This window comes from Brucella sp. NBRC 12953 (assembly GCF_040369775.1).
GTDB classification, from domain to species: domain Bacteria; phylum Pseudomonadota; class Alphaproteobacteria; order Rhizobiales; family Rhizobiaceae; genus Brucella; species Brucella pseudogrignonensis.
This window is the reverse complement of sequence record NZ_BAABSV010000004.1, coordinates 484,076-508,830: the sequence shown is the minus strand read 5'-3', so window position 1 is coordinate 508,830 and position 24,755 is coordinate 484,076. Positions and strand designations below refer to the sequence as shown.

The window sequence follows — 24,755 nt, the reverse complement described above, 5'->3', positions numbered from 1 at the left end:
GCATCCCGAAAAGTTTGAAACGGTTTTCGGAAAAGATGCGTGTTTAAACAAAAGCTTGAGATGCACCAATCTGACTTAATCAGACTGGTGCTCTAAACTCCATTCTGCGCGCACCGTAGCATCCTCTTCGCGTGAGGCCAGACGTTTCTGTGAAATTTTGAAACGATCTGTGCTTACGAGCTGTTTCAAAGCCCAGACCGCAGCACCACGCACAACAGGTGCCGGATCTTCAAGCAGGCTTTCCACCTGCGGCACCAGCGTCTGGTCTTCCGAATTGCCGGTTGCGATCAACACATTTCGCAGAAAACGGTCGCGACCGATGCGTTTGACGGGTGAACCCGAAAACAGTGTGCGGAAGGCGGGATCATCGAGTGCAAGAAAATCTGCAAGCTTTGGTGCCTTGAGATCATCGCGTGCTTTCAGCTTCATTTCGCTGGTCGCTTGCGCAAACTTGTTCCACGGACAAACTGAAAGGCAATCGTCGCAACCATAGATGCGGTTGCCCATGGCTTTGCGAAACTCGTGCGGGATCGGCCCCTTGTTCTCGATGGTGAGATAGGAAATGCAGCGTCCCGCATCGATCCGGTAAGGCGAGGGGAAAGCTTTTGTCGGACAGGCATCGAGACAGGCGCGGCAGGAGCCGCAATGATCGCGATCCGGTTCATCCGGCGGAATTTCAGCTGTGGTGAAGATCGAGCCTAAGAACAGCCACGAGCCGAGTCCACGACTGACCAGATTGGTGTGTTTTCCCTGCCAGCCAAGACCCGCGGCCTGCGCAAGAGGCTTCTCCATCACAGGTGCCGTATCGACGAAGACTTTTACGTCCTGTCCTGCGCGTGCCGCAAAGCGGCTTGCGATGTGCTTGAGCTTGCCCTTGATGATGTCGTGATAATCGCGGTTCTGCGCATAGACCGAGATTGCCGCCCGGTCTTTATGTTCAAGAATGCTGAGCGGGTTGCTATCCGGACCATAATTCATGGCAAGCACCATGATCGAACGCACTTCCGGCCAGAGAACGCTAGGGTTGGCCCTGCGCTCTTCGGTCTCTTCCATCCAAAGCATGTCCGCGTGGTGGCCATCGGCAATATATTGCCGCAAGCGCTGAGGTGCCTGCGGAATAGCGTCCGGCCCTGTGAAAGCGACCGCATCAAAGCCGACAGCTTTCGCTTCTTCGATCAGAAAGCGTTTCAGCTTGAGAGCTTTGTCCGAAGCTTGGCTATTATCAGAAGTCGAGGTCGCCATAGTGAGCCACTGGAGCTAGTCCGCGCACGCGATCAGCCAGCAGCGGGCGGAAGGCTGGGCGCGATTTCATGCGAGCATACCAGTCGCGCGCAGCTTTTGTCTCGCCCCATTCAATTTCGCCGAGATAGTCTAGCACAGAAATGGACGCTGCGGCCGCCATATCCGCGTAGCTTGGATGACTACCTGCGAGCCAGTCACGGGTAGCTGCCAGCCAGTCGATATATTTCATGTGCTGGCGAATATTGGTGCGGGCCGCGCGGATTGCAGTTGAGTCCGGCGCGCTGCCACCCATTTCATCGGCCATCTGAAGCTTGAAAACGCGCTCGCGTGCAATGTGGCGTGTCACTTCGTTTTCGAGCTTGAGCAGAAACCAGTCGACCAGACGGCGCACTTCTGCGCGTTCCATTGGGCTTTCGGGCAAAAGACGACGACTGCGTTTTAAGGCGCCGCGCGTTTCATCGAGATATTCTGCAATGACGGTTGCGCCAACAACCGGCAGGTCGCGTTCAGCCAACAATACAGGAAGTGTTGCAGCAGGGTTCAGCGCCAGAAATTCCTTGCGGCGCGACCATGGACGTTCCTCGATCAGTTCGGCTTCCACATCATATTCGCCGAGAATAAGCCGCACATAGCGCGAGCCTGAAGACATAGGATGATGAAAAAGCGTAAGCATAATCGACGCGGTACTCTCGACTGACAAGCTTTAATTGATCCCCGGTGAGGCACTGCGGCTAGCGTTTGCACCGGCAGCAGGTTATTTCTGCTGTCAGGCGATTCGAGCCACCTCAACGGAATATTTAGTCTATAAGGGCTATGCCTGCGGGAGACAAGCAATCGCTGGAAGCGCTTATTGTAGCACTTTCATGCTTAACAGCTCGTCAAGACGCACCGTTTTTATCCTGCTCACCTCCCTAAGGTACTGACTTCATGGAAATTTATAATCTTCTGGAAGCCGCTTTTCTTGGTCTCATCGAAGGTTTGACGGAGTTCATCCCCGTTTCCTCCACAGGCCATTTGTTGCTGGTTGGCCATTTTCTTGGCTTTGAATCGACGGGCAAGACCTTCGAGGTACTCATTCAGCTCGGTGCGATTTTGGCAATTCTGACGGTTTATTCCGCGAAGCTGATCAAAATTCTGACCGACTTTCCGCGCGATGCCCGCACACGGCGCTTCGTGCTGGGTATTCTGGTTGCATTTCTGCCTGCAGCTGTCATCGGCGCAATGGCACATGGCTTCATCAAGAGCGTGCTTTTTGAAACGCCGATGTTGGTTTGCGCCATGCTTATCATCGGTGGTTTCATTCTGCTCTGGGTGGACCAGCTGGAACTCAAGCCACGTTATCGCGATGTGATGGATTATCCGCTGCCGATCTGTCTGGCGATTGGCTTTGTCCAGTGCCTTGCCATGATCCCCGGCGTATCGCGATCAGGCTCAACGATTGTTGGTGCGCTTCTGCTTGGAGCAGACAAGCGTTCGGCTGCTGAATTCTCGTTCTTCCTCGCCATGCCAACTATGGCCGGCGCTTTCACTTATGATCTCTATAAGAGCCATAATATGCTGTCGATGAATGATGGCGCGCTGATCGCAGTCGGATTTGTGATGGCTTTCATCTCAGGCGTATTTGTTGTGCGCCATTTGCTCGACTATGTTTCTCGCCACGGTTTCAAGCTGTTTGCCTGGTGGCGTTTGATCGTCGGCGCACTTGGAATGGCGGCATTGCTTATCTGGGGGTAAACCCGCAAAGAACGGACAAAAGAAAAGGGGCCTTTCGGCCCCTTTATTCATTTAGAGCATTTCCTGTTTTGATTGAGTCATTGGAAATGCTCTATCAATTTGTTTTTACGCGCATCTTGCTCCGAAAACCGCTTCGCACTTTTCGGGATGCGCTCTAGATTTTCGTCTCACGCAAACCCGGTCTTGGTGTACTGACCGGCAACGCGGTAGCGCCAGAGATAGGCTGGAAGGATTGCATCCACGGCTTCTGGCGTAATGCCCATGCCCTGAAGTGTGCGGCCTTCCTTGGTGGCTTGTTCCGAAACGACATTGTCGAATTTCAGCAGCGTCACCTGGTCATTGGTGAGCAGCGGATTTGGCAGCAAGCCAAGAACGGATGCCTGAATGCGGGCAACCCACCAAGGCATCGAGACGATGACGCGCTTGCGGGCGATAACGCCGAGCATGTCTTTCATCCAGTTCTTGAATGGCTGTGCGTCCGGGCCGCCCAGTTCATAAACGCTACCGGCTTCAAGCTTGCCATCGACTGCGCGTGCGACAGCTTCCGCGACATCGCCGACATAGACCGGCTGCAGCTTGGTTTCACCACCGCCGATAACCGGCAGGAACGGCGAAAAGCGTGCCATGTTGGCGAAGCGGTTGAAGAAACGATCTTCATGGCCGAAAATGATCGACGGACGCAGGATAACCGTATCTGGCAGAATGGAGAGAACGGCGTTTTCGCCTTCTGCCTTGGTGCGTGCATAATCCGAAGGAGATTTTGCGTCTGCTGCAAGCGACGAAAGATGCGTCAGCTTGAGGCCAGCTGCCTTGGTGGCTTCGGCAATGTTCTTTGCGCCAAGCACCTGAACGCTGTTGAAGCGCTGCTTGCCGCTTTCCGAAAGAATGCCGACGAGATTGATGACATGATCAGCGCCCATGATGGCGCGTTCAACCGACCAGCGATGGCGGACATTGGCCTGAACCATCTGGATCTGGCCAACATTGCCGAGCGGCGCCATGTAATAAGCGACCTCTGGCTTGCGTACGGCGACGCGTACACGATAGCCGCGCTTGGTGAGGCTTGCTACGACCGCGCGCCCAACAAAGCCGGAGCCGCCGAAAACAGTGACCAGCTTTGGTCTGTTGTGAACTTCGTTCGGTTCGGTCTTCATCCTGAACTCCTGCATGAAAGCCTGATTATAACGCCGGATATGATGCCCGAGTTTATCATTGCGGCATGTTTTCTGGCGGTGATTTATCGCCTTTTGGCAACAACGCAAAGGGGACTTGTTGTCACGACTGCGACAAAGGCCGCTTTTCCCGTATTAAACACGCAATACCGCTTTGAGATTTCGCGGCTTACTGGTAAATCGCGCGCATGAGCACACCACTTGACCATATTCGCAATTTTTCGATCGTCGCCCATATCGACCACGGCAAATCGACGCTGGCCGACCGCCTCATTCAATTGACGGGCGGGCTGGACACGCGTGAGATGAAGGACCAGGTCCTCGACTCGATGGATATCGAGCGCGAGCGCGGCATCACCATTAAGGCCCAGACCGTTCGTCTTAACTATAAGGCGAAGAACGGCGAGGACTATGTGCTGAACCTCATCGACACCCCCGGACACGTCGACTTCGCCTATGAAGTCTCGCGTTCGCTGGCTGCGTGCGAAGGTTCGCTTCTGGTGGTGGATGCCTCACAGGGCGTTGAAGCGCAGACGCTGGCCAATGTCTATCAGGCCATCGACAACAATCACGACATTGTTGTTGTGCTCAACAAGGTTGATCTTCCGGCAGCAGAGCCTGAGCGCGTTCAGAGCCAGATCGAAGAAGTGATCGGCATTGATGCAAGCCGCGCCGTGATGATCTCGGCCAAGACTGGCCTCGGCATTCCTGATGTGCTCGAAGCTATTGTCGAGCAGCTGCCTCCTCCGAGAGAGGGTGACCGCAATGCGCCGTTGAAGGCGATGCTGGTCGACAGCTGGTATGACAGCTATCTCGGCGTTATTGTTCTGGTCCGTGTTATCGACGGTGTGCTGAAAAAGGGCCAGACCATCCGCATGATGGGTACGGGCGCGAAATATCCGGTTGAACGGACCGGTGTCTTTACGCCGAAAATGGTTCAGATGGATGAACTCGGACCGGGTGAGCTGGGCTTCATCACCGCTTCCATTAAGGAAGTGGCTGATACCCGCGTCGGTGATACCATCACCGAAGATCGCCGCCCGACAGCAGCGGCTTTGACGGGCTTTAAGCCAGCGCAACCGGTTGTTTTCTGCGGACTGTTCCCGGTTGATGCTGCCGACTTTGAAGACTTGCGCGCTGCCATGGGCAAGCTGCGTCTTAACGATGCGTCGTTCTCGTTTGAAATGGAAACGTCTGCAGCGCTCGGTTTCGGCTTCCGCTGCGGGTTCCTCGGGCTTCTGCATCTTGAAATCATTCAGGAACGTCTTGAGCGCGAGTTCGACCTCGACCTCATCACGACGGCACCTTCGGTTGTCTATCGCCTGAATATGCAGGACGGCTCGCAGAAAGAACTGCACAACCCGGCTGATATGCCGGATGTTGTGAAGATCGAAGCGATTGAAGAGCCGTGGATTCGCGCAACAATCATGACGCCCGATGATTATCTCGGCGCGATCATGAAGCTCTGTCAGGAGCGCCGCGGCCTCCAGATCGATCTGACCTATGTTGGCCCGCGTGCGATGATCACCTATGATCTGCCGCTCAACGAAGTCGTGTTCGATTTCTACGATCGTCTGAAGTCGATCTCGAAGGGCTATGCTTCGTTCGACTATAATCTCTCGGATTACCGTGAGGGCGATCTGGTCAAGATGTCGATCTTGGTCAACGAAGAACCTGTGGACGCGCTTTCGATGCTGGTTCACCGCTCTGCTGCTGAAAAGCGTGGCCGTGTGCTTTGCGAAAAGCTCAAGGAGCTGATCCCGCAGCATATGTTCAAGATTCCTATTCAGGCAGCCATTGGCGGCCGTATCGTGGCGCGCGAAACCATTTCGGCTTTGCGCAAGGACGTGACGGCCAAGTGCTACGGCGGCGATATTTCGCGTAAGCGCAAACTTCTGGACAAGCAGAAGGAAGGCAAGAAGCGCATGCGTCAGTTCGGCAAGGTGGAAATCCCGCAAGAGGCCTTCATTCAGGCACTCAAGATGGGTGATGATTAAAAATACAATGAGGTGCCTTTGGGCACCTCTTTTTTTGTTTTGATATTATCGTTGGACAGAAACCGAGACAAATTTGATAGATATTTTACCCCGCATTTCCATCACCTACTGCACGCAATGTAACTGGATGCTGCGGGCTGCATGGCTGGCGCAGGAGTTGCTGCAGACATTCGGGCAGGACTTGGGCGAGGTCGCTCTGCGGCCCGGCACAGGTGGTGTGTTTGAAATCCATCTGTCTATGCCGGGCGGTCAAGATGAACTCATCTGGGAGCGCAAGCGTGACGGTGGGTTTCCGGAAGCCAAGGTATTGAAGCAACGTGTGCGTGATCTGGTCTGGCCTGATCGCGATCTTGGTCACTCTGACAGCACGTCAAAACCTGAATAAGACAAAGCCCGCAAGTTGCGGGCTTCTTTGTTTGGTAGAATTTGAAGCGCGTTTCGATCCGAGTGGATCAGATCGTCGCTCTAAATCTTCGCTTTAACGCTCATCTTTATCCGAAAAATGTTTCACACTTTTCCGGATGCGCTCTAATCCTCATCCACCACGCGCAGGCGCATTTGGGTGGGAGCGTTATCCGACTGTCGCGTCGGTCGCTGGGGCTCTTCAGCCGGTGCCGGGCCAAATTCCAGTGCTTCGATCTTCGCACCGCGCTTGGTGACCTTATTGGAAGACACCAGAATGTCGTCAATATCCTTATTGGCCTGCACAAAATGGGTTTGCAGCTTGCGCACACGCTCATCAAGGCGGCCTACATCTTCCATCAGACGGATCACTTCACCCTGAATGACATGCGCCTGTTCGCGCATACGAGCATCTTTGAGGATCGCCTGAATAACCTGAATGGACAGCATCAGGAGCGATGGCGAGACAATAACGATCCGCGCCCGGTGTGCGCGCTGGATCAGCGCCTCGAAATGCTCATGAATATCGGCAAAAATAGATTCCGATGGCACGAACAGGAAAGCCGTATCCTGTGTTTCGCCAGTAATCAGATATTTGTCAGAAACATCCTTGATATGCACTTCCATATCGCGGCGGAACTGTGCAACGGCTGTCTTGCGCGCTTCCGGCTGTTCCGTTTCGCGCATGGAGTTCCATGCTTCAAGCGGGAACTTCGCGTCGATGACCAGTGAAGGCGCGTTGTTTGGCATCTTTACAAGGCAATCGGGGCGCGTGCCGTTGGATAGTGTCGCCTGAAACTCGTAAGCGCCCTGCGGTAGGCCATCGGCAATGATCGCTTCCATGCGCGACTGGCCAAAGGCACCGCGCGTCTGCTTGTTGGCAAGGATCGCCTGCAACTGCACGACCTGACCGGCAAGCGACTGGATATTGTTCTGCGCTGTGTCGATGACTGCAAGACGCTCCTGCAGTTTTGCGAGGTTTTCATGTGTCGAACGGGTCTGCTCGGTCATGGTCTGGCCGATGCGATGCGTCATACCGTCGAGCCGTTCACGGATCGACTGGTTGAGCTCTGCCTGCCGGGAACCGAACACTTCGGCCATGGTTTGCATCCGGCCCTGCATTTCGGATTGTGCTTTCAGAATCTCCGCCATGCGATATTCCGCATCACGCGCACGGTCTTCAGCCTGTGCTTCCGCAACCGCGCGAAGACGTGCAGAACGCGCTGCCGCAATGAGGAAAATGGCGAGGCACAGGACCAGCACGACAATGCCCGCAAGGAGAATATCTCCCAGCGTGAAGGAGGTTGCACCAAGCTGCAAAAGCGGTTCGTTCAAGAGATTCTGGTTTTCCATTGCGCAAGCTTAACTGATTCGTGTCGCCTTGATGAGATCAAAACAAGAACATTTTGCAAGTTACAATTGACGATTCTCGCGCAAGCGATTACGTGAAGCGCATGTCTATTAAACCGCTCATCATCCTTCCCGATCCCGTCTTGCGCCAGCTTTCCAAGCCTGTCGAGCGCTTTGACGATCAGTTGCGCAAATTTGCCGGCGACATGTTCGACACCATGTATGACGCGCCGGGTATTGGCCTTGCCGCCATTCAGGTGGGCGAGCCTCTGCGGATGCTGGTGATTGATCTGGCCAAGGAAGACGAGCCGAAGGCGCCGCATGTCTTTATCAATCCGGAGATTGTCGCCTCATCGGACGAACGCAGCGTCTATGAAGAAGGCTGTCTTTCGATCCCGGATTATTATGCCGAGGTCGAGCGGCCTGCGACCATCAAGGTCAATTATTTCGATGCGGACGGCAAGGAAAAGTCGATGGAAGCCGATGGGCTGATGGCGACCTGCCTGCAGCATGAAATAGACCATCTCAATGGTGTGCTGTTTATCGATCATATCTCCAAGCTCAAGCGCGATATGGTCATCAAGAAGTTCAAGAAGCTCGCCAGTCAGCGTGCGTCAAACAGGGCTTTGTAATGCGGATTGTCTTTATGGGGACGCCGGATTTCTCCGTGCCAATCCTCACAGCCATCATCGGACAGGGCTATGAAGTCGTTGCGGTTTACTCGCAGCCACCGCGTCCGGCTGGCCGTCGCGGACTGGAACTGACCAAGTCGCCTGTGCATGAAAAGGCCGAGGAATTCGGCATTCCGGTTTTCACGCCGAAAAGCCTGAAAGGCACGGAAGAGCAGGACGTTTTTGCAAGTCTCGAAGCGGACGTGGCAATCGTAGTGGCCTATGGCCTTCTGCTGCCACAGGCCATTCTCGATGCGCCGCGTTTGGGTTGCTATAACGGTCATGCGTCGCTTCTTCCGCGCTGGCGCGGGGCTGCTCCCATTCAGCGGGCCATTATGTCTGGCGATACAGAAACCGGCATGATGATCATGAAAATGGATGCAGGGCTTGATACGGGTCCTGTCGCCATGGCCGAAAGAGTTGCGATCACGCCGGACATGACTGCAGGCGAGCTGCATGATCGTTTAAGCCTTATCGGTGCTGACCTGATGGTGCGTGCGCTCGGTGCGCTTGAGCGCGAAAGTCTCACACTTCAGTCTCAGCCAGAGGAAGGCGTGACCTATGCCGCCAAGATCGATAAGGCCGAAGCGCGTATCGACTGGTCGAAGCCTGCGAAGGATGTTCACAATACGATCCGTGGCATCTCACCATTTCCGGGCGCCTGGTGCGAGATGGAAATCAACGGTGTCGTTGAACGTGTCAAACTCCAGCGCTCCACATTGGGCGAGGGAAGCGGCGCTCCGGGAACTATACTTGATGATCGCCTGACGATTGCGTGCGGAGAGGGTGCTGTGCGGCTCGTAACGTTACAACGTTCAGGCGGTAAACCTTTGCCCGCGCAGGAGTTTCTGCGTGGAGCGTCTGTGACGAAGGTTCTCTGAGCGGTGCCTCGTTACAAGATCACTGTCGAATATGACGGCACGCCCTATGTCGGCTGGCAGCGGCAGGAAAACGGCCATGCCGTGCAGAACGCGATTGAGCAGGCGTTCAAGAAGTTTTGTGGAGAAGATCTGACGCTGAGTGCGGCAGGCCGCACCGATGCAGGCGTTCATGCGAGCGCGCAGGTCATTCATGTTGATCTGACAAAAGATTGGGGTGCTGCGAAAGTGCGCGATGCGCTCAATGCGCATCTGGTGATGGCAGATGAACGCATCAGCATTCTCAATGTCGAGAAGACGACGGATGCTTTCGATGCGCGGTTTTCGGCGCGCGCCCGGCACTATCTTTATCGCATTCACAATCGACGTTCGCCGCTGGCGATTGATTATCAGCGCGTGTGGTGGGTGCAGAAGCGCCTTGACCACGAAGCGATGCATGAGGCTGCAAAGCGGCTTCTGGGTGAGCATGACTTCACGACATTTCGCGCAACGCAATGTCAGGCAAAAAGTCCGGTCAAGACACTCGACCGGCTGGATATCACGCGCAATGGTGACTATGTCGAAATGCGCGTTTCAGCGCGTTCGTTCCTGCATAATCAGGTGCGTTCCTTTGCAGGAAGCCTGATGGAAGTTGGCGTTGGCCGCTGGACGGCTGATGATCTGCAGTCAGCACTTGAGGCCAGGGACCGCAAAGCCTGCGGTCAGGTCGCGCCGCCCTATGGCCTCTATCTGATCGGCGTTGATTACCCGTTTCCTTTTTAGAGGACTATTCGGATACTATGTTGTTATGGAATTAACAGCATAGCTCCGGAAGAGTGGCCAGCTTCAAGCATTTTATGAGCTCGTGCCGCTTCAGCGAGCGGGATTTTTTCGCTGATTGTCCCTTTTATTCCTTTGTCCATAAATTTGAACAGTTCGGTTGCGGAAGCACGGTAGTTGTTAATGTCGTTGACATAAGAGATCACACTTGGTCGCATGAAGGAAAAGGCTGTCTGGTTCGTGAGTTCGTCAACTGTGCTTTGAGCAATGCGTCCACCTGCTTGCCCGACACTGACCAATGCTCCAGATGGTTGAATACATTTTGCAGTTTTCGTAAGCGTTTCGCCGCCAATTCCATCATAAGCTACGTTGACGCCTCGCCCATCCGTCAGCTTTTTAATTGCAGCAACAAAATCAGTGTCTCGTCCCACAACCACATGGTCGGCTCCATTCCTTGTAACGATAGACGCTTTAAGTTCTGTGCTAACCGTTCCTATCACTGTGGCGCCGAGATGTTTTGCCCACCGCGTCAGGATCGTTCCCAAGCCGCCCGCCGCTGCATGGATCAGCACTGTAGTGTTGCTATCAACGTGAAAAGATTGGGTGAGAAGCATGTGTGCCGTGATCCCGCGCAACAAGTTTGCGGCTGCTTCATCACTGGATACATGTTCGGGTAATTTGAGGGCACGATCTGCGGGGAGTAGCCGCGTTGAGGCGTATGCTCCTATGGGAAGACCGGCATAGGCTACCCGGTCACCGGGTTTGAGATCGGACACATTGTCGCCCACTGCTTCAATAAAGCCGGCGCCTTCAACACCCAGAATGATCGGGAAATGAGGCACGGGGTACAGGCCTGTCCGGTGATAGATATCGACAAAATTCACACCAATCGCATTGTGACGAATTCTTACTTCCCCTGGTCCGGGCTGTTTGGGTGTGTGTGGAGCTTTTCTGAGCAATTCTGCTTCACCAATCGCATCAAGTAGGATTTCGCAGTCCATATTTAGCATCTCCATTGAATTCAGACTTACAATGGAGCATGAATATTCGTTAGAAAATTATCGATTATTTCTCATTGATGGGAAAAATTTAACAATGATGAACTGGGAGAATGTGCGCTATTTCTTAGCCTTAGCGGAAACAGGCACGCTCTCCGGCGCGGCTCGTTTACTCGAAGTTGAGCACGCAACCGTTGCAAGACGTGTTGAATCTCTGGAAGCTGAGGTCGGATTAAAGCTCATTGATCGTCGCGGACGACGCTTCTTGTTGACTGCCGATGGCCAGCAGGTGGTTACAATCGCACGCCAGATGAATGATCAGGTGCATGCTATTTCGCGGTTGAGCGCGTCCAGCAATGCGGATTTGAATGCGACGGTAACGATCAGCGCGCCGCCAGCCTTTGCTACGGCGCGGCTTGCCGGGCCAATTGCGGCCCTTAGCTCAAAATACCCTGGTCTCAATATATGTCTGCTTGGCGAAACACATTATAGTTCGCTGGAACGGCGAGAGGCGGATATAGCTATTCGGCTTACGCGCCCATCCGCTGGCAATCTAGCAATTCGCAAGTTGCGAGAGGAGGCGTTTCGACCCTATGCCGGCCGCAATTATCTGGCGACAACACCGCGTGAAGAATGGAGATTTGTCGCTTATGACGAAAGCCTTGAAGCCGCACCACAGCAGGCATACCTGCTCGCTTTAGCGGATAGGCGATCAATAGCGTTGAGGACCAACACATTGGAAATTCAACACGCGCTCGTTATGGCGGGTGGTGGAATAGGGATGTTGCCGGATTTTATGGTGGAAGGGGATGATGCCATTATATGGGCCTGCCCAGACCAGGCTCCGCTTAAGCGTGAAGTTTGGATGGTTGTCCATACGGATATGAAATCCGCACCGGCAATACGTGCAGTCATAAATGAGATTACAATTGCACTGGACCGGTCTGTAGCAACTGCTGATCAATAAGTCTGTGCACCAATCCCGATGCCGAAGAGTTGTTGCAGGATCACTGTAATGAACAGTGAGCCGAAGAACATGCAGGCAAAGAACGGTGCGACATAAGCGTGTGGGCGTTGCAACACAATAAAGGTTAACCGGTAGCTCAGGATAATTGAGATGCCGAAGAGTACGAATGCAAACAGCGTCGCGACATCAAGAAACCCCGGAAAAAACAGCTGCAGCAGCGTGATTGGCGCGAAAAGCCATGCAAGAAGCGCGCTGCCCCAGTTGGTTGCAATCACATAAGCAGCGTAGCGCTTTGCAATGCCTATACGTTTGGCAAGCAGGCCGACAATAACAATCGGTATCACCCATGCTGCGATATCGACGGTTGCTGCACGAATGACGATTGCCAGGCGAAGGCCAGCTTCTTCGCGTCCGGCCGTGAGGTCAGCCGAATAGGCAACCCAGGTCGCCAGAAGCGGCGGCAGAGCAACGACAATCGCATAGAATGATGTCCAGAAATCTTCTGCGGAGATATCGAGATATGCAAGGCCGTCTTTGCGGCCAAGCATCATCTTCCAGACGCCCGTGAAGTATCTGAAAATATTATCCAGATTGGGCATGTAATTCCTTTACCCAAAGAAATCAGCGATGAAACGTTCGTAAATCTGTGTCAGTCCTTCGAGGTCGGCAAGAGCCACGCGTTCATCGACCATGTGCATGGTCTGTCCGACGAGGCCAAATTCCACCACCGGGCAATAATCCTTGATGAAGCGCGCGTCCGACGTGCCGCCTGATGTGGAAAGCTTAGGGCGTTTGCCGGTGACAGCTTCCACTGAAGAGGTCAGTGTTCCGATCAGCTTCTCATCGCGGGTCAGGAAGACATGGCTCGGGTGTTCACGCCATGTCAGTTCATACTTGATTGGCGTTCCACGGCCCGGGCGCAGACGGTCGTTGCGCGAAGCCTTTTCGAGACGCGAGACGATCTCAGCTTTCAGGCTGTCTGCGGTCCAAGTATCGTTGAAACGGATGTTGAAGGAAGCGGTCGCCTTGTTTGCAATCACGTTTGTTGCTGTGTTGCCCACATCAACCGTCGTCACTTCCATATTGCTGGCCTGAAAATCATCCGTGCCTTCATCGAAAGCTGGATAAAGCAGGCCGTCTATAAGCGTGGTTACACCGCGAACAGGATTTTCTGCCAGATGCGGATAGGCAGCATGACCCTGCACGCCATGCACTGTGATCGTGCCGGAGATTGAGCCACGACGCCCGATCTTGATCATGTCGCCGAGCGTGTCCGGATTGGTTGGCTCGCCGACAAGCGAAGCATCCCATGTTTCGCCACGATCCTTGGCCCATTGCAGCAGCTTTTCTGTGCCGTTGATTGCCGGGCCTTCTTCATCACCTGTGATGAGGAAGGAGATGCTGCCCTTGAGGCTGCCGTGCTTTTCAACATGTCGTGCGACAGCAGCCACAAAGCAGGCAATGCCACCCTTCATATCGACTGCGCCGCGGCCATACATGATGCCGTCTTCAATAGCGGCGGAGAAAGGCGGATGTTTCCAGTCGCTCTCATTGCCCGGAGGCACGACATCGGTGTGGCCGGCAAACATCAGATGAGCACCGTTACCGGATTTACGCGCATAGAGGTTTTCGATGTCCGGCGTGCCTTCTTCAGTGAAGACGGGGCGCTGAACGGAAAAGCCCATTGGCTCAAGCATCGCTTCGAGTGCCGTAAGCGCGCCGCCTTCTGCGGGCGTTACGGAAGGACAGCGGATGAGAGCGGCGAGGTTATCGGCGGGATTGGTAGGAAGGCTCATGATGTCAAAGCTTCATTCTGAGAATCGTATGGGCTTGAGATTAGATCGGGAAGCTCCCAGATGAAATAGCAATCGCCTCTTTAGATAAACAAGTTCGAGGACGCGCAAAAATCGCAGCTTTTCTCAGATCGTTGCAATTCGGGAATGAAATTTCCTTGACCAGAGGGGCTTTGTCATCGTTAGTTAAAAAAAGGTTGATAGCGAGATCCGGAAAACGGACCGGTCACCGGGGAATTGTTCCAAGGGACATTTTTAATAATGGGAATCCGTCATGCGTCTACTGATTTCTGCGGCAGCAGGTATAATGGCTTTATCCGGGGCGACGCTGGTTCCGGCCAAGGCAGCTCAATGGAGTGAAGCAGGCGGGATTACCAGTATTCCATACGGTCATCTTGATTATTGCAAACGCAATCCGCGTGATTGCGGCGCTCATCGCGCTTTGGCGCCGATGAAGCTGACGCCGGATCGCATGAAGCTTCTGCAAAGCGTGAACGCATCGGTCAATGCGGCGATCAAGCCCGTGTCCGATCAGGACAATTACGGCAAGCGCGATTATTGGACCATTCCCCGCAATGGGAAGGGCGACTGCGAAGATTACGTATTGATGAAGCGCGCCAAGCTGATGGCGCGGGGCATCAGCCCATCGCAGTTGCTCATTACCATGGTGCAGGGAAGCGAGCCGCATATTGTGTTGTCGGCAAGGACGGATCACGGTGATTACATTCTCGACAATATGCGCGGGGAAGTCCTGCCGGTGGAGAAGACCTCCTACCGTTATATCAAGATGCAATCGCCAGCCAATTCCGGCCAGTGGGTCTCGATTGCGGGACGTTCGGTAGCTGTTGCTAATAATTAGGGCCGGTGGCCAGTTTTTGACTGAGCTCCAAATCGGCATGGCAATTACAAAGTTTAATAGGGTCGCGTCTCGCGGCCCTATTTTATTGTAAGCCTCTTGTTGTGTTGGAAGAGGGCGCTTCGTTTGATTGTTTTGCGGTTTGCAGATCGTGGCAACGTTGAAACGATCAGCCACACAACTGTCGCCAATGGGCCTCATTGTTCGCTATTATTATACAGTGATTGCAAACAGTCTGTTCAACGAAAATGAACAAAAATACCTATATAACAGTTCTGTGAATGCTGATATATGATTTAAGGTGCTGTTTATAATTAATAATTTTCGTTTTTATATCTAATTTCGAAAAAATTGGCTGCACGAATGTGTGATTAAGAAAACATTTTCGTGACTGGAACTTTCTCCCACTGTCACCCATTTGAGATGCATGAGGACGACGCATAGAACGTCGCCCATCTGACTAAGGAGATAGAAAATGAATAAGTTTGTTCTTGCTGCTGCTGCTCTCGCACTTAGCGCCGGTGCTGCTTTTGCTGAAAACCCACGCGTAGGCGAACCAGCCGACCTTTATGCAAATGATCGTACTCCAGTTGCTGCTCAGCGCGTTGATCACACCGCGACTGCTGCAATCGGCCAGTCGACCTACATGGATGGTTCTGCAAACCGTTTCGGTGATGCATCGCCTTCCAGCTTATCGAACTAAGCGTTCGATAGTGAGCTTTGCTATCCCGGTCTGATTGCAGATCGGAATAGCAAGACATGAAGGCAGTGAGTGCGGCCTCCCAAGGTTCTTACTGCCGGATTTATATACTCAACGATTTTAACGAATCTCCCCGGAGGATGGCTTCATGTCATCCCGGAGTCCCCGAAGGGAAAGGCAAGTTGCCATCCGATGGGGTGATATAAGGATTATGAAAATGAAGAAGTTTGCTCTTGCTGCCGTAGCCGTTGCCCTTAGCGCCGGTGCTGCTTTCGCTGAAAACCCACATGTTGGTGAACCAGCTGATCTTTATGCAAACGATCGTACGCCAGTTGCAACACAGGGCGTTGATTACACCGCTCCTGCTTCGATCCAGAACCAGACCTATAGCGACGGTTCTGCACACCGCTTCGGCGATGCATCGCCTTCGAGCTACCAGAACTAATCATTCTGGCAGTGAAACAAAAAAAGGCGAAGCTCTCGGGCTTCGCCTTTTTTTGATGCGGGCGCATCCTGAAAAGTGTGAAGCGGTTTCAATGACTTAGTATTCGCTGAAACCGCTCTATGCAGGCAAATTATACCAAGGCGCTAAGATGCTAACGCATCACGCCTTGAAAAAGTTCAATCGCCACTCGGGCTTAACCAAAACTCCATGAGTATGACTCATGGAGTTTTGGTATTAGTTGCGCAGCAGCTCGTTGATCGAAGTCTTCGAGCGGGTCTTTTCATCGACGCGCTTGACGATCACGGCGCAATAGAGGCCGGGACCAGCTTCACCATTCGGGAATGGCTTGCCCGGCATCGTGCCTGCAACAACGACCGAATATGGCGGTACTTCGCCGTAGAAGATTTCACCAGTTGCGCGGTCGACGATCTTGGTCGACTTGCCGATGAAGACGCCCATGCCGAGCACGGCACCCTCACGAACGATACAACCTTCAACGACTTCCGAACGAGCGCCGATGAAGCAATTGTCTTCGATGATGGTCGGGCCAGCCTGCATTGGCTCCAGGACGCCGCCGATGCCGACGCCGCCCGACAGATGCACATTCTTACCGATCTGTGCGCAGGAACCAACCGTTGCCCATGCATCGACCATTGTGCCTTCATCGACATAAGCGCCGAGATTGACGAAGGATGGCATCAGGATCGCGTTTGGCGCAATGTAAGCCGAAAAGCGAACAACTGAATTTGGCACTGCACGAATGCCAGCGGCTTCGAATTCATTGGCTGTCCAGCCGTCAAACTTTGAAGGAACCTTGTCCCACCAAGAGGCTTCGCCGGGACCGCCTTTGATGATCTGCATCGGGTTGAGACGGAAAGAAAGCAGCACCGCTTTCTTGAGCCACTGATTGACCTGCCAGTTGCCGTCCGCCTGTTTTTCTGCCACACGCGCTTCACCGCGATCGAGCATAAGAAGCGACTGCTCAACAGCATCGCGAACTTCGCCGCGGGTTGCCGTGTTGATGCCATCGCGTTCGTCAAAAGCCTTTTCGATGACCTTTTCAAGGGAGGCGAAATCTGGCTTGGTCATATGGCGGTCTCCATAAAATGGCAGGATAAGCGGCTGCCGTCTTTGTGGTCGGCAGTTGTCACAGAAGTGATTAAGCGAAGGTACCATATGGGTCAATCGCGTTGTTACGCGAATTGCGCGGCCCTATTTGAGACAGATTAAGAATTTAGCGCCAAAATTGATGCTAAAGCATCAATACGCATTGTAATTGAAGGAGCAGGCAAGCATGAACCCAATGGAGAAGTCCGGCTGGACGCCTTTCCCCAATTCTGAGGACGCTGCTAAACAGGCACGCACTGTGCCTCAGACACCTCAGACCGAAGCTCCCGCATATCGTCTTGCCTTCATGGATGATGACTTCATGACGCGACGTGATATGCGTCCCGTGCGGCTTCAGCTTGAGCTTCTGAAACCAGAACTGATCCTTGCTGATCGTGGCATCAAGTCCACGGTCGTCATGTTCGGCGGCGCACGTATTCCGGAGCCAGGTGGTGAAGCCTGGGCTGCGAAAAACGAAGTGCAGAAAAAGAACCTTGAGGCTAATTCGCGCTATTATGAAGAAGCGCGCAAGTTTGCCCGCATCTGCTCCGAATATTCAGCGACCACCTATTATCGCGAATTCATCGTGGTGACTGGCGGAGGTCCGGGCGTGATGGAAGCAGGCAATCGCGGTGCCGCCGATGTTGGTGCGCCGACCATCGGTCTTAATATCGTGTTGCCGCATGAGCAGGCACCAAACGCTTATGTGACGCCGGAACTTTGCTTCAACTTCCATTATTTTGCGCTGCGCAAGATGCATTTTCTCATGCGGGCAAAGGCTGTCTGCGTGTTCCCCGGCGGCTTCGGCACGATGGATGAGCTGTTTGAAGCCATGACGCTGATCCAGACAGACCGTATGGAGCGTATGCCGCTCATCCTGTTTGGCAAGGAATTCTGGACCAAGGCGATCAACATCGAGTTTCTCGCAGAACAGGGCACAATTTCGCCCGCCGATATTGAGCTGCTGACCTTCGTGGAAACGGCTGACGAAGCATGGAACGAGATCAAGAACTTCTACAAGCTTTGATCTCTTCGATTATAGCATTTCCAGCAAAAGTGCGAAGCGATTTTGCGTCGGATAATGCGTAAAAACAAACAGTTACAGCGGTTCCAACGATTCTTTCTTAACTGGAACCGCTGCAAAGATTCCAGAGCGCCCGGTCTGTTATGACCGGGCGTTTTCGTTTTCTGAATATTCGCGCGGGCGGTGAACGAGTGTCACCAGCACAACGGAAATAATCATCAGCAGATACCATGAGCCGAGCTTGCTCATTGAAACAAGCTCCCAGCCATTGCGCTGGTTGGGATAGAGCCAGGCTTTCGACCAGGTTCCGATGTTTTCCGCGATCCAGATGAATAGCGATGTGAGCAGGAACGCAACCAGCAGCGGCATTTTATGCCGGAAGCGAAACACGCGATAATGCATGGTCGTGCGCCAGTAGAGTGCGAAGGTTGCGGCAAACAACACCCAGCGCATGTCCCAGATGAAGTGGTGGGCGAAGAAATTGATATAGATCGCAGCTGCCAGCACAACAGTCGTCCAGAGCGGCGGATAGTGGTTGAGCCTGATATCGAAGATGCGGTTGATACGCGCCATATAGGAACCGACAGCCGCATACATGAAGCCTGAAAACAGTGGCACGCCACCGATCCGGAAGAAGTTTTCCTCCGGATAGATCCATGATCCGGCATGGGTTTTGAACACTTCCATAACCGTTCCGACAATATGGAAAATGACGATGACCTTGGCTTCTTCCCAAGCCTCCAGCTTGAAGACAAGCATTCCAAGCTGGATCACAACAGCGGAGAGAAACAGGAAATCGTAGCGGGTGATAAATCCTGCGCCATCTTCTGCCCAGAACCAGCGTGTGAGGATGATGAGACCCAGCATCGCGCCGCCAAACAGGCAGGCCCATGCTTGCTTCAACCCAAAAACCAGAAACTCAATCAGCGCATCGCTGATGCGATGCCTTGGCAAGCTGTCGAGAAGGCGATGAGCCGCCTTATCGATACGTTTTTCAAGGCCGGTAAACTGCCTATCGGTCTGCAATTATGGTTTCCAGAAACTGGGTCAGATTGTCGGTTACATAATCGACCTGATCAGTAAACTCAGGGTCGCTTTCCCATATTTCGGAGAATGTAGGCTCAAAATTGTTTGGAACCACCAGCACGGTTTTCATGCCCAATGTCTTCGGCACGACGAGATTGCGCGCCAGATCTTCAAACATGACAGCCTTTTGTGCGTCAACGCCGAATGCGCCGAGAAAACGATCATAAGTGACACGCTCTGGCTTAGGCGTCAGGCCTGCTGCAACGATGTCGAAAATATCGTCGAAATCATCAAGAATGCCGAGCTGCTGTGCTGCACGTTCCGCATGGCCGCGATCACCATTGGTGAAGATGAAACGGCGGCCGGGCAGGGCACGAATAGCTGCCCCGAGTGCGGGATCGGGTTTCAGCCATGAATAGTCGATGTCGTGGACCTTCTTGAGAAAGTCGTCAGGATCGATCTCATGGCACTCCATCAGGCCCTTCAGCGTGGTGCCATATTCCAGATAAAACTGCTTCTGAATCTTGCGCGCTTCGTCACGCGGCAATTTCAGGAGGTTCTCGACATAACTCGTCATACGTACATCGATCTGGGAAAACAGATCGGCTGCGTGCGGATAGAGCGTATTGTCGAGGTCGAATACCCAGTCGGTAACGTGGGCAAAGGCCGGAGCATCAGGTTGATTGGTCATAAGTCTTTATGTCACGAAGGCGGGTCAAGAAAAAGCCGCCCGAAGGCGGCTATTGAATTACGGTACAATCAATGTTCCGGCACCATGCTCCGTGAAAAGCTCAAGCAGTACCGAATGCGGTGTTTTGCCGTTGAGAATAACAACACCCTCAACGCCACGACGGATTGCATCGATGCAGGTTTCGACCTTAGGGATCATGCCGCCGGAGATCGTGCCGTCCTTGATCAGCGCCTGAGCGTCGGCAACCGAAAGCTCCTTGATGAGCTTCTTGTCCTTGTCGAGAACGCCGGGAACGTCGGTCAGGAACAGAAGACGCGTTGCAGCCAGCGCGCCAGCGATAGCGCCTGCAAAGGTGTCTGCGTTGATGTTGTAGGTATGGCCATCGCGACCCGGCGCAACCGGCGCAATAACCGGGATCATTTCTGAACGCGCCAGAAGATCGAGAAGCGTGCGGTCAACTTCTGCGGGTTCACCAACAAAGCCCAGATCAAGAACTTTCTCGATGTTGGAATCCGGATCGATAACCGTCTTGTGCGCCTTGCGCGCGAAAACCATGTTACCGTCTTTGCCGCAAAGACCGATGGCCCATTCGCCTTCGGCGTTGATGAGGGCGACGATTTCCTTGTTGATGGAACCGGCGAGAACCATTTCCACTACTTCAACCGTCTTCTCGTCGGTGACACGAAGACCACCTTCAAAGCGCGATTCAATGCCGAGCTTCGAGAGCATCGCCTGAATCTGTGGGCCACCGCCATGAACGACGATCGGATTGATGCCTGACTGCTTCAAAAGCGCAATGTCGCGGGCAAAAGCCTTGCCCAGTTCAGGGTTTCCCATGGCGTGACCGCCATATTTCACTACGACATTCTTGTTTTCGTAGCGCTGCATATAAGGCAGGGCTGCGGAAAGGAGTTGCGCTTGCATTTCAGGATTTTCAAGAGTCGTCATCGCGGGCTCCATGGCTGGCGACAGGGCAAGAGAGGCAGGCTTTTCTAAGCAATATGCACTGTTCTGTAAAACGGTTTTAGGCGTTTTGTTCGCGATTATTTGAATGCGTTGCCAAAGATCGCCCAATTAAAATCCTTGGAGAGTGCTAGAAGATTGCGCATAACGCCCGCTCTTGAACGGAGTAGATTCATGCGACGCGCATTTTTTACGGCTTTGATTTTTCTGGCGGGCATCAGCGCCTCGCAGGCGGCAGCGACGACTGAAACGATCATCATGTTGCGCCATGGTGAAAAGCCGGAGCAGGGGCTTGGACAGCTCAATTGCCAAGGGCTCAATCGCTCGCTGAAACTGCCTGCCGTAATCAAGCAAAAATTCGGAAAGCCGGATTTCATCTTTGCGCCCAATCCGGCGCAGCTGAAAGAAGACAAGGGCGCGATCTATTCCTATAACCGCCCGCTTGCTACGGTCGAACCGACAGCTATCACGTTTGGAATGCCCGTTGATACGCGCTTTGGCTTCAAGGATATTGAGGAACTGCAGGCGACGCTCGCGCAGCCTGAATATCGCAACGCGACAGTACTGGTGGGTTGGGAACACAAGCAGATCGTGAAGCTTGCCAGAAGCATCGTCAAGGATAGCGGTGGTGACAAGGCTCTCGTGCCGAAGTGGCCGCGTGAAGACTTCGACAGCATGTATGTTCTGCGTATCACGCGTGATGGCGCAAAAACCACCACGCGGTTTGAACAGCTCAAGCAGGGTCTAAACAATCAGTCGGCAAGCTGCCCGAGCTAAACTGATGTCGTTTCCTGGAGCGCGTCGTGCTTAATCATACACGCCACGCTCGCTCTATTTTGTTGTTTTACGCATGTCGGAATCGGAAAGCCGGTTCCCACTTTTCAGCAACGGACTGCCTATTCCTTGGCAACAAGCGCGATCGCAGCGCGCAGCTCATCAAGGCCAAGGCCTTTTTCTGACGACGTCGTGATGATGCCCGGGAAGCAGGCTGCACGCTTCTTCGTGAGGTTATGCGTTTCTTCAATCAAGCGTGGAATGCCAGCGGCTTTGATCTTGTCGATTTTGGTCAGCACGATCTGATAGGACACCGCCGCCTTGTCGAGCAGGTCGAGCACTTCGGCGTCGTTCTTCTTGATGCCATGGCGCGAGTCGATCAACAAATAGACGCGCTTGAGCGTTGTGCGTCCACGCAGGTAATCGAACACGAGACGTGTCCATGCATCGACATGGGCTTTGGGTGCTTCTGCAAAGCCATAGCCCGGCATGTCGACGAGTGCCAATGGAGGAAGGTCGCCATTCTCGCCGGAATAGCCATCTGGAACGAAATAGTTGAGTTCCTGCGTCCGGCCCGGCGTGTTGGAAGTACGGGCAAGACCCTTCTTGCCGACAAGCGCATTGATGAGCGAAGATTTGCCGACATTTGAACGTCCGGCAAAGGCAATTTCAACCGGGCCTTCCAGTGGCAGAAACTTCATCGAAGGCACGCCACGGATGAAGATCCACGACTTCTTGAAGAGCAGGCGCCCTTCCTCGACCAAAGCCGCATGGGCTGCACGGGTCGCATCTGCTGCTGCCTGAGCGGCATTGATGGCTGCCTGCTTTTTGTCCTGATCGCTCAATGTGGTCTTCCTGATCCGTATATTCCGTAAAAGACACGCATCACGGTTACGCGCCGCATTGTCAACCGCTCTGGATCAACGAGCACAAAAAAAGCCCCGCAGATGCGGGGCTTTTTGTCTTTTTACTTCTTGGCCTCTTTCGGCTTTCGCTTGAAGAGGTCTTTCAGGTTGTCAAAAAGTTCGATTTTAACACCCTGACGCTTCATGATGATGCCCTGCTGGGTAATCGAAAGCGTGTTGTTCCATGCCCAATAGATCACGAGGCCTGCTGGGAACGATGCCAGCATGAAGGTGAAGATGATCGGCATCCAGGTGAAGATCATCGCCTGCGTTGGATCCGGAGGCGTTGGGTTCATGCGCATCTGCAGGAACATGGTGATGCCCATGATGATTGGCCAGACGCCGATCATCAGGAACGCCGGAACCGCAAATGGCAGAAGGCCGAACAGGTTGAAGATCGATGTTGGATCGGGTGCTGCAAGATCCTGAATCCAGCCAAAGAATGGCGCATGGCGCATTTCAATGGTGACGTAGAGAACCTTATAGAGCGCGAAGAACACCGGAATCTGGACCAGCACTGGCCAGCAACCTGCAAGCGGATTGATTTTTTCCTGCTTGTAGAGCTGCATCATTTCCTGCTGCTGCTTCATCTTGTCATCCGCATATTTCTCGCGGATTTCCGTCATCTTCGGCTGCACCAGCTTCATACGAGCCATCGACTTGTACGACTTGTTGGCGAGCGGGAAGAACAGGCCCTTCAGCAGAACGGTGACAACCAGAATGGCGATGCCGAAATTGCCGGAGAACTTATAGATCCAGTCGATGAGGTAGAACATCGGCTTGGTGATGAAGTAGAACCAGCCCCAGTCAATCAGCAGTTCAAACTGCTTGATGCCGAGCTTTTCTTCGTAGTTCTTGATGTCCGAGACAACCTTGGCGCCAGCAAAAACGTGGTTCTTGATGGTGCTGGCTTCGCCAGCTGCAACCGTGATCGGCGCGCTGAGGAAATCCGACTGGTAGCGCGGACGGTCATTGGTGAAGTGCGAGAAACGTGCCGTGAACTTTTCGTTCTGCGGAGGTACGAGCGTTGCCGCCCAATACTTGTCGGTGATGCCGACCCAGCCGCCAGTCACGTCCTTGAACGAAATGTCCTTGTCGTCTTCAACCTTGGAATACTTGATTTCCTGAAGGCCATCCTGACCCATGACGCCGATAAGACCTTCATGGAGAACATAGGTAGCGCTTGCATGTTCAGGCTGGTTGAAACGCGTTACGCGGCCATAAGAAGCAAGCGAGATCGGTGCGCCGGTGTTGTTGGTGACCGTATCGTCGACTTCGAACATGTAGGCATCATCAACCGAGATGACGCGCTTGAATGTGATGTTCTTGTCGTTGGTGAATGTCAGAGTAACAGGCGTCGATGCCGTCAGCTTGTTGTTGCCTTCAACGGTCCAGACAGTGTTTGGACCAGGAACTTCGCCGGTTGCGTCGTTGCCGGTGAAACCGAGTTCAACGAAATAACCCTGCTTGAGAGCCGATGGTGCGAGTAGTTCGATTTCAGGCGACTTGTCGTCTACAGTCTCGTGATACTTCTTGAGATAGAGATCATCGAGGCGCGCGCCGGTCAGATTGATCGAACCACGCAGCGAAGCTGTGTCGATATCGATGCGCTGCGACTGTGCGGCTGCGGCTTCACGGGTCAGCGTGCCGCCTGCGGCTGTGCCATCGCTGTGGCCTGGAATTGCGCCGGCGGTGCCGGACATTTGTGGAGTATCACCCTGCGAGCCGCCCTGGGCTGCCTGCTGGGTCTGGCGCTGCTGCTCCTCAATGCGTGTCTGCTCCCGCTGGGCTTCCGTTTTCGGTCCCAGATAGAATACTTGCCACAGCGTTAATACGAGGATGGACAGGGCAATGGTGATGAAGAAATTACGATTATTTTCCATTGACGGGTCCTGATTCCGGTCTTTCCGTTCGGCGTTTCTTCTCGTCCCGCCGTCCCTCCGGTGCCGTGATGCGGCGGGAAAGTTCCCCGGTCAGTTTCGAGAAGGGCGCAGTGAGTGCTTGCTCGCGCGCTACGATCACATAGTCGGTCGAAGGCGCCATGTCACTCCCTACGTGACAACGAACCGCTTCTCTCAGTCTGCGACGTATGCGGTTTCGAACCACCGCATTGCCGTTTTTCTTGGTGACGGTGAAGCCTGCGCGGGGTTTTTCGCCGATTTTGGCAGCTTCGGATTCTTCCTCCGTCCGTTTGCGGACTTCAAGAAGAAATAGGGGACCACGCCGTTTTTCACCATTCCTAACAGACAAAAACTCCGCTCTCTTGCGAAGGCGGAGTATTTGTTTCTGCTTTTTCATATC

At 53.6% G+C, this 24,755-nt stretch carries 26 protein-coding genes; 12 read left to right on the top strand and 14 right to left on the bottom strand.

The annotated features are described in order from the left end of the window. Window positions 1-75: 75 nt before the first annotated feature. On the bottom strand, window positions 76-1,242 hold the full coding sequence (gene queG / locus ABWV94_RS12695) for a tRNA epoxyqueuosine(34) reductase QueG (RefSeq protein ID WP_113496326.1): 1,167 nt from the start codon (window positions 1,240-1,242) through the stop codon (window positions 76-78). Beyond that, window positions 1,223-1,915 (bottom strand): glutathione S-transferase family protein, encoded by a 693-nt coding sequence (locus tag ABWV94_RS12690; protein ID WP_007876431.1) that lies wholly within the window; start codon window positions 1,913-1,915, stop codon window positions 1,223-1,225. The genes queG and ABWV94_RS12690 overlap by 20 nt, the downstream gene beginning before the upstream one ends. Before the next feature lie 254 nt (window positions 1,916-2,169). Here ABWV94_RS12690 and ABWV94_RS12685 point away from each other — a divergent pair, with 254 nt between their 5' ends. Beyond that, on the top strand, window positions 2,170-2,976 hold the full coding sequence (locus ABWV94_RS12685; protein WP_007876428.1) for an undecaprenyl-diphosphate phosphatase: 807 nt from the start codon (window positions 2,170-2,172) through the stop codon (window positions 2,974-2,976). 167 nt (window positions 2,977-3,143) lie between these two features. Here the strand turns inward: ABWV94_RS12685 and ABWV94_RS12680 are convergent, their stop codons facing one another. After that, complete coding sequence (locus tag ABWV94_RS12680; protein WP_079212225.1) at window positions 3,144-4,130, bottom strand: complex I NDUFA9 subunit family protein; 987 nt, start codon at window positions 4,128-4,130, stop codon at window positions 3,144-3,146. Between the two features lie 206 nt (window positions 4,131-4,336). Between ABWV94_RS12680 and lepA the strand changes: the two genes are divergently transcribed. Together lepA and ABWV94_RS12670 are read left to right on the top strand one after the other, a co-directional pair. Next, window positions 4,337-6,145: a translation elongation factor 4 gene (gene lepA / locus ABWV94_RS12675; protein WP_113496325.1), complete on the top strand. Its 1,809-nt coding sequence runs from the start codon at window positions 4,337-4,339 to the stop codon at window positions 6,143-6,145. A 76-nt stretch (window positions 6,146-6,221) separates the two neighbouring features. Beyond that, a complete protein-coding gene (locus ABWV94_RS12670) occupies window positions 6,222-6,530 on the top strand; it encodes an Rdx family protein (RefSeq protein WP_113496333.1) in 309 nt (102 codons plus the stop codon). Between the two features lie 143 nt (window positions 6,531-6,673). On the opposite strand, the gene ABWV94_RS12665 is transcribed toward ABWV94_RS12670, so the two are convergent. Next, window positions 6,674-7,900 carry a DNA recombination protein RmuC gene (locus ABWV94_RS12665; protein WP_105518864.1) on the bottom strand — a complete coding sequence of 409 codons (1,227 nt, stop codon included), beginning with the start codon at window positions 7,898-7,900 and terminating at the stop codon, window positions 6,674-6,676. Window positions 7,901-8,001: 101 nt separating this feature from the next. On the opposite strand from ABWV94_RS12665, the gene def reads away from it, so the two are divergent. The 3 genes from def to truA are packed head-to-tail and all read left to right on the top strand — an operon-like array spanning window position 8,002 to window position 10,208. After that, window positions 8,002-8,529 carry a peptide deformylase gene (gene def / locus ABWV94_RS12660; protein ID WP_064322451.1) on the top strand — a complete coding sequence of 176 codons (528 nt, stop codon included), beginning with the start codon at window positions 8,002-8,004 and terminating at the stop codon, window positions 8,527-8,529. Beyond that, window positions 8,529-9,449 carry a methionyl-tRNA formyltransferase gene (fmt, locus tag ABWV94_RS12655; protein ID WP_113496323.1) on the top strand — a complete coding sequence of 307 codons (921 nt, stop codon included), beginning with the start codon at window positions 8,529-8,531 and terminating at the stop codon, window positions 9,447-9,449. Before def ends, fmt begins: the two co-directional genes overlap by 1 nt. A 3-nt stretch (window positions 9,450-9,452) precedes the next feature. Further along, window positions 9,453-10,208 carry a tRNA pseudouridine(38-40) synthase TruA gene (gene truA, locus ABWV94_RS12650; protein ID WP_105518861.1) on the top strand — a complete coding sequence of 252 codons (756 nt, stop codon included), beginning with the start codon at window positions 9,453-9,455 and terminating at the stop codon, window positions 10,206-10,208. A gap of 23 nt (window positions 10,209-10,231) precedes the next feature. On the opposite strand, the gene ABWV94_RS12645 is transcribed toward truA, so the two are convergent. Then, complete coding sequence (locus ABWV94_RS12645; RefSeq protein WP_113496322.1) at window positions 10,232-11,206, bottom strand: quinone oxidoreductase family protein; 975 nt, start codon at window positions 11,204-11,206, stop codon at window positions 10,232-10,234. A 31-nt stretch (window positions 11,207-11,237) separates the two neighbouring features. Between ABWV94_RS12645 and ABWV94_RS12640 the strand changes: the two genes are divergently transcribed. Beyond that, window positions 11,238-12,170, top strand: a complete 933-nt coding sequence (locus tag ABWV94_RS12640; protein ID WP_353413718.1) for a LysR family transcriptional regulator — start codon at window positions 11,238-11,240, stop codon at window positions 12,168-12,170. Here the strand turns inward: ABWV94_RS12640 and ABWV94_RS12635 are convergent. Both ABWV94_RS12635 and dapE read right to left on the bottom strand, forming a co-directional pair. After that, window positions 12,164-12,769 carry a hypothetical protein gene (locus tag ABWV94_RS12635; RefSeq protein ID WP_064320983.1) on the bottom strand — a complete coding sequence of 202 codons (606 nt, stop codon included), beginning with the start codon at window positions 12,767-12,769 and terminating at the stop codon, window positions 12,164-12,166. The two genes, ABWV94_RS12640 and ABWV94_RS12635, sit on opposite strands and share 7 nt — an antisense overlap. A gap of 9 nt (window positions 12,770-12,778) precedes the next feature. Beyond that, window positions 12,779-13,966 carry a succinyl-diaminopimelate desuccinylase gene (gene dapE / locus ABWV94_RS12630; protein ID WP_113496320.1) on the bottom strand — a complete coding sequence of 396 codons (1,188 nt, stop codon included), beginning with the start codon at window positions 13,964-13,966 and terminating at the stop codon, window positions 12,779-12,781. 304 nt (window positions 13,967-14,270) lie between these two features. On the opposite strand from dapE, the gene ABWV94_RS12625 reads away from it, so the two are divergent. The 3 genes from ABWV94_RS12625 (at window position 14,271) to ABWV94_RS12615 (ending at window position 15,964) form a co-directional block, all read left to right on the top strand. After that, the gene (locus ABWV94_RS12625) at window positions 14,271-14,822 is read left to right on the top strand and encodes a transglutaminase-like cysteine peptidase (RefSeq protein ID WP_079212607.1); all 552 of its coding nucleotides are present in this window, start codon (window positions 14,271-14,273) and stop codon (window positions 14,820-14,822) included. A 472-nt stretch (window positions 14,823-15,294) separates the two neighbouring features. After that, on the top strand, window positions 15,295-15,522 hold the full coding sequence (locus ABWV94_RS12620; protein WP_353413715.1) for a hypothetical protein: 228 nt from the start codon (window positions 15,295-15,297) through the stop codon (window positions 15,520-15,522). Window positions 15,523-15,736: 214 nt separating this feature from the next. Then, complete coding sequence (locus ABWV94_RS12615; RefSeq protein ID WP_007876402.1) at window positions 15,737-15,964, top strand: hypothetical protein; 228 nt, start codon at window positions 15,737-15,739, stop codon at window positions 15,962-15,964. Between the two features lie 234 nt (window positions 15,965-16,198). Here ABWV94_RS12615 and dapD read toward each other — a convergent pair whose 3' ends face one another. Next, complete coding sequence (gene dapD / locus ABWV94_RS12610; protein WP_113496319.1) at window positions 16,199-17,053, bottom strand: 2,3,4,5-tetrahydropyridine-2,6-dicarboxylate N-succinyltransferase; 855 nt, start codon at window positions 17,051-17,053, stop codon at window positions 16,199-16,201. A 205-nt stretch (window positions 17,054-17,258) separates the two neighbouring features. On the opposite strand from dapD, the gene ABWV94_RS12605 reads away from it, so the two are divergent. Continuing rightward, window positions 17,259-18,098, top strand: coding sequence for an LOG family protein (locus tag ABWV94_RS12605; protein ID WP_113496318.1), 840 nt, complete (start codon window positions 17,259-17,261; stop codon window positions 18,096-18,098). Window positions 18,099-18,236: 138 nt separating this feature from the next. Here ABWV94_RS12605 and ABWV94_RS12600 read toward each other — a convergent pair whose 3' ends face one another. Genes ABWV94_RS12600 through argB form a run of 3 tightly spaced genes read right to left on the bottom strand, consistent with a single transcriptional unit; the run spans window position 18,237 to window position 20,760 of the window. Next, the gene (locus ABWV94_RS12600) at window positions 18,237-19,121 is read right to left on the bottom strand and encodes a DUF817 domain-containing protein (RefSeq protein WP_113496317.1); all 885 of its coding nucleotides are present in this window, start codon (window positions 19,119-19,121) and stop codon (window positions 18,237-18,239) included. Then, a complete protein-coding gene (locus ABWV94_RS12595; RefSeq protein ID WP_007876395.1) occupies window positions 19,108-19,812 on the bottom strand; it encodes a pyrimidine 5'-nucleotidase in 705 nt (234 codons plus the stop codon). Before ABWV94_RS12595 ends, ABWV94_RS12600 begins: the two co-directional genes overlap by 14 nt. A gap of 57 nt (window positions 19,813-19,869) precedes the next feature. Continuing rightward, window positions 19,870-20,760, bottom strand: coding sequence for an acetylglutamate kinase (argB, locus tag ABWV94_RS12590; RefSeq protein ID WP_007876393.1), 891 nt, complete (start codon window positions 20,758-20,760; stop codon window positions 19,870-19,872). A gap of 189 nt (window positions 20,761-20,949) precedes the next feature. Between argB and ABWV94_RS12585 the strand changes: the two genes are divergently transcribed. Then, complete coding sequence (locus ABWV94_RS12585) at window positions 20,950-21,552, top strand: hypothetical protein (RefSeq protein WP_079212216.1); 603 nt, start codon at window positions 20,950-20,952, stop codon at window positions 21,550-21,552. A 119-nt stretch (window positions 21,553-21,671) separates the two neighbouring features. Here ABWV94_RS12585 and yihA read toward each other — a convergent pair whose 3' ends face one another. The 3 genes from yihA to rnpA all read right to left on the bottom strand — a co-directional run bounded on the left by yihA (window position 21,672) and on the right by rnpA (window position 24,752). Then, entirely contained in the window at window positions 21,672-22,415 is a 744-nt protein-coding gene (yihA, locus tag ABWV94_RS12580) for a ribosome biogenesis GTP-binding protein YihA/YsxC (protein ID WP_192798003.1), read from the bottom strand. Window positions 22,416-22,516: 101 nt separating this feature from the next. Continuing rightward, window positions 22,517-24,337, bottom strand: a complete 1,821-nt coding sequence (gene yidC / locus ABWV94_RS12575) for a membrane protein insertase YidC (protein ID WP_064320977.1) — start codon at window positions 24,335-24,337, stop codon at window positions 22,517-22,519. Next, complete coding sequence (rnpA, locus tag ABWV94_RS12570) at window positions 24,327-24,752, bottom strand: ribonuclease P protein component (RefSeq protein ID WP_039860099.1); 426 nt, start codon at window positions 24,750-24,752, stop codon at window positions 24,327-24,329. Before rnpA ends, yidC begins: the two co-directional genes overlap by 11 nt. Window positions 24,753-24,755 lie beyond the last annotated feature (3 nt).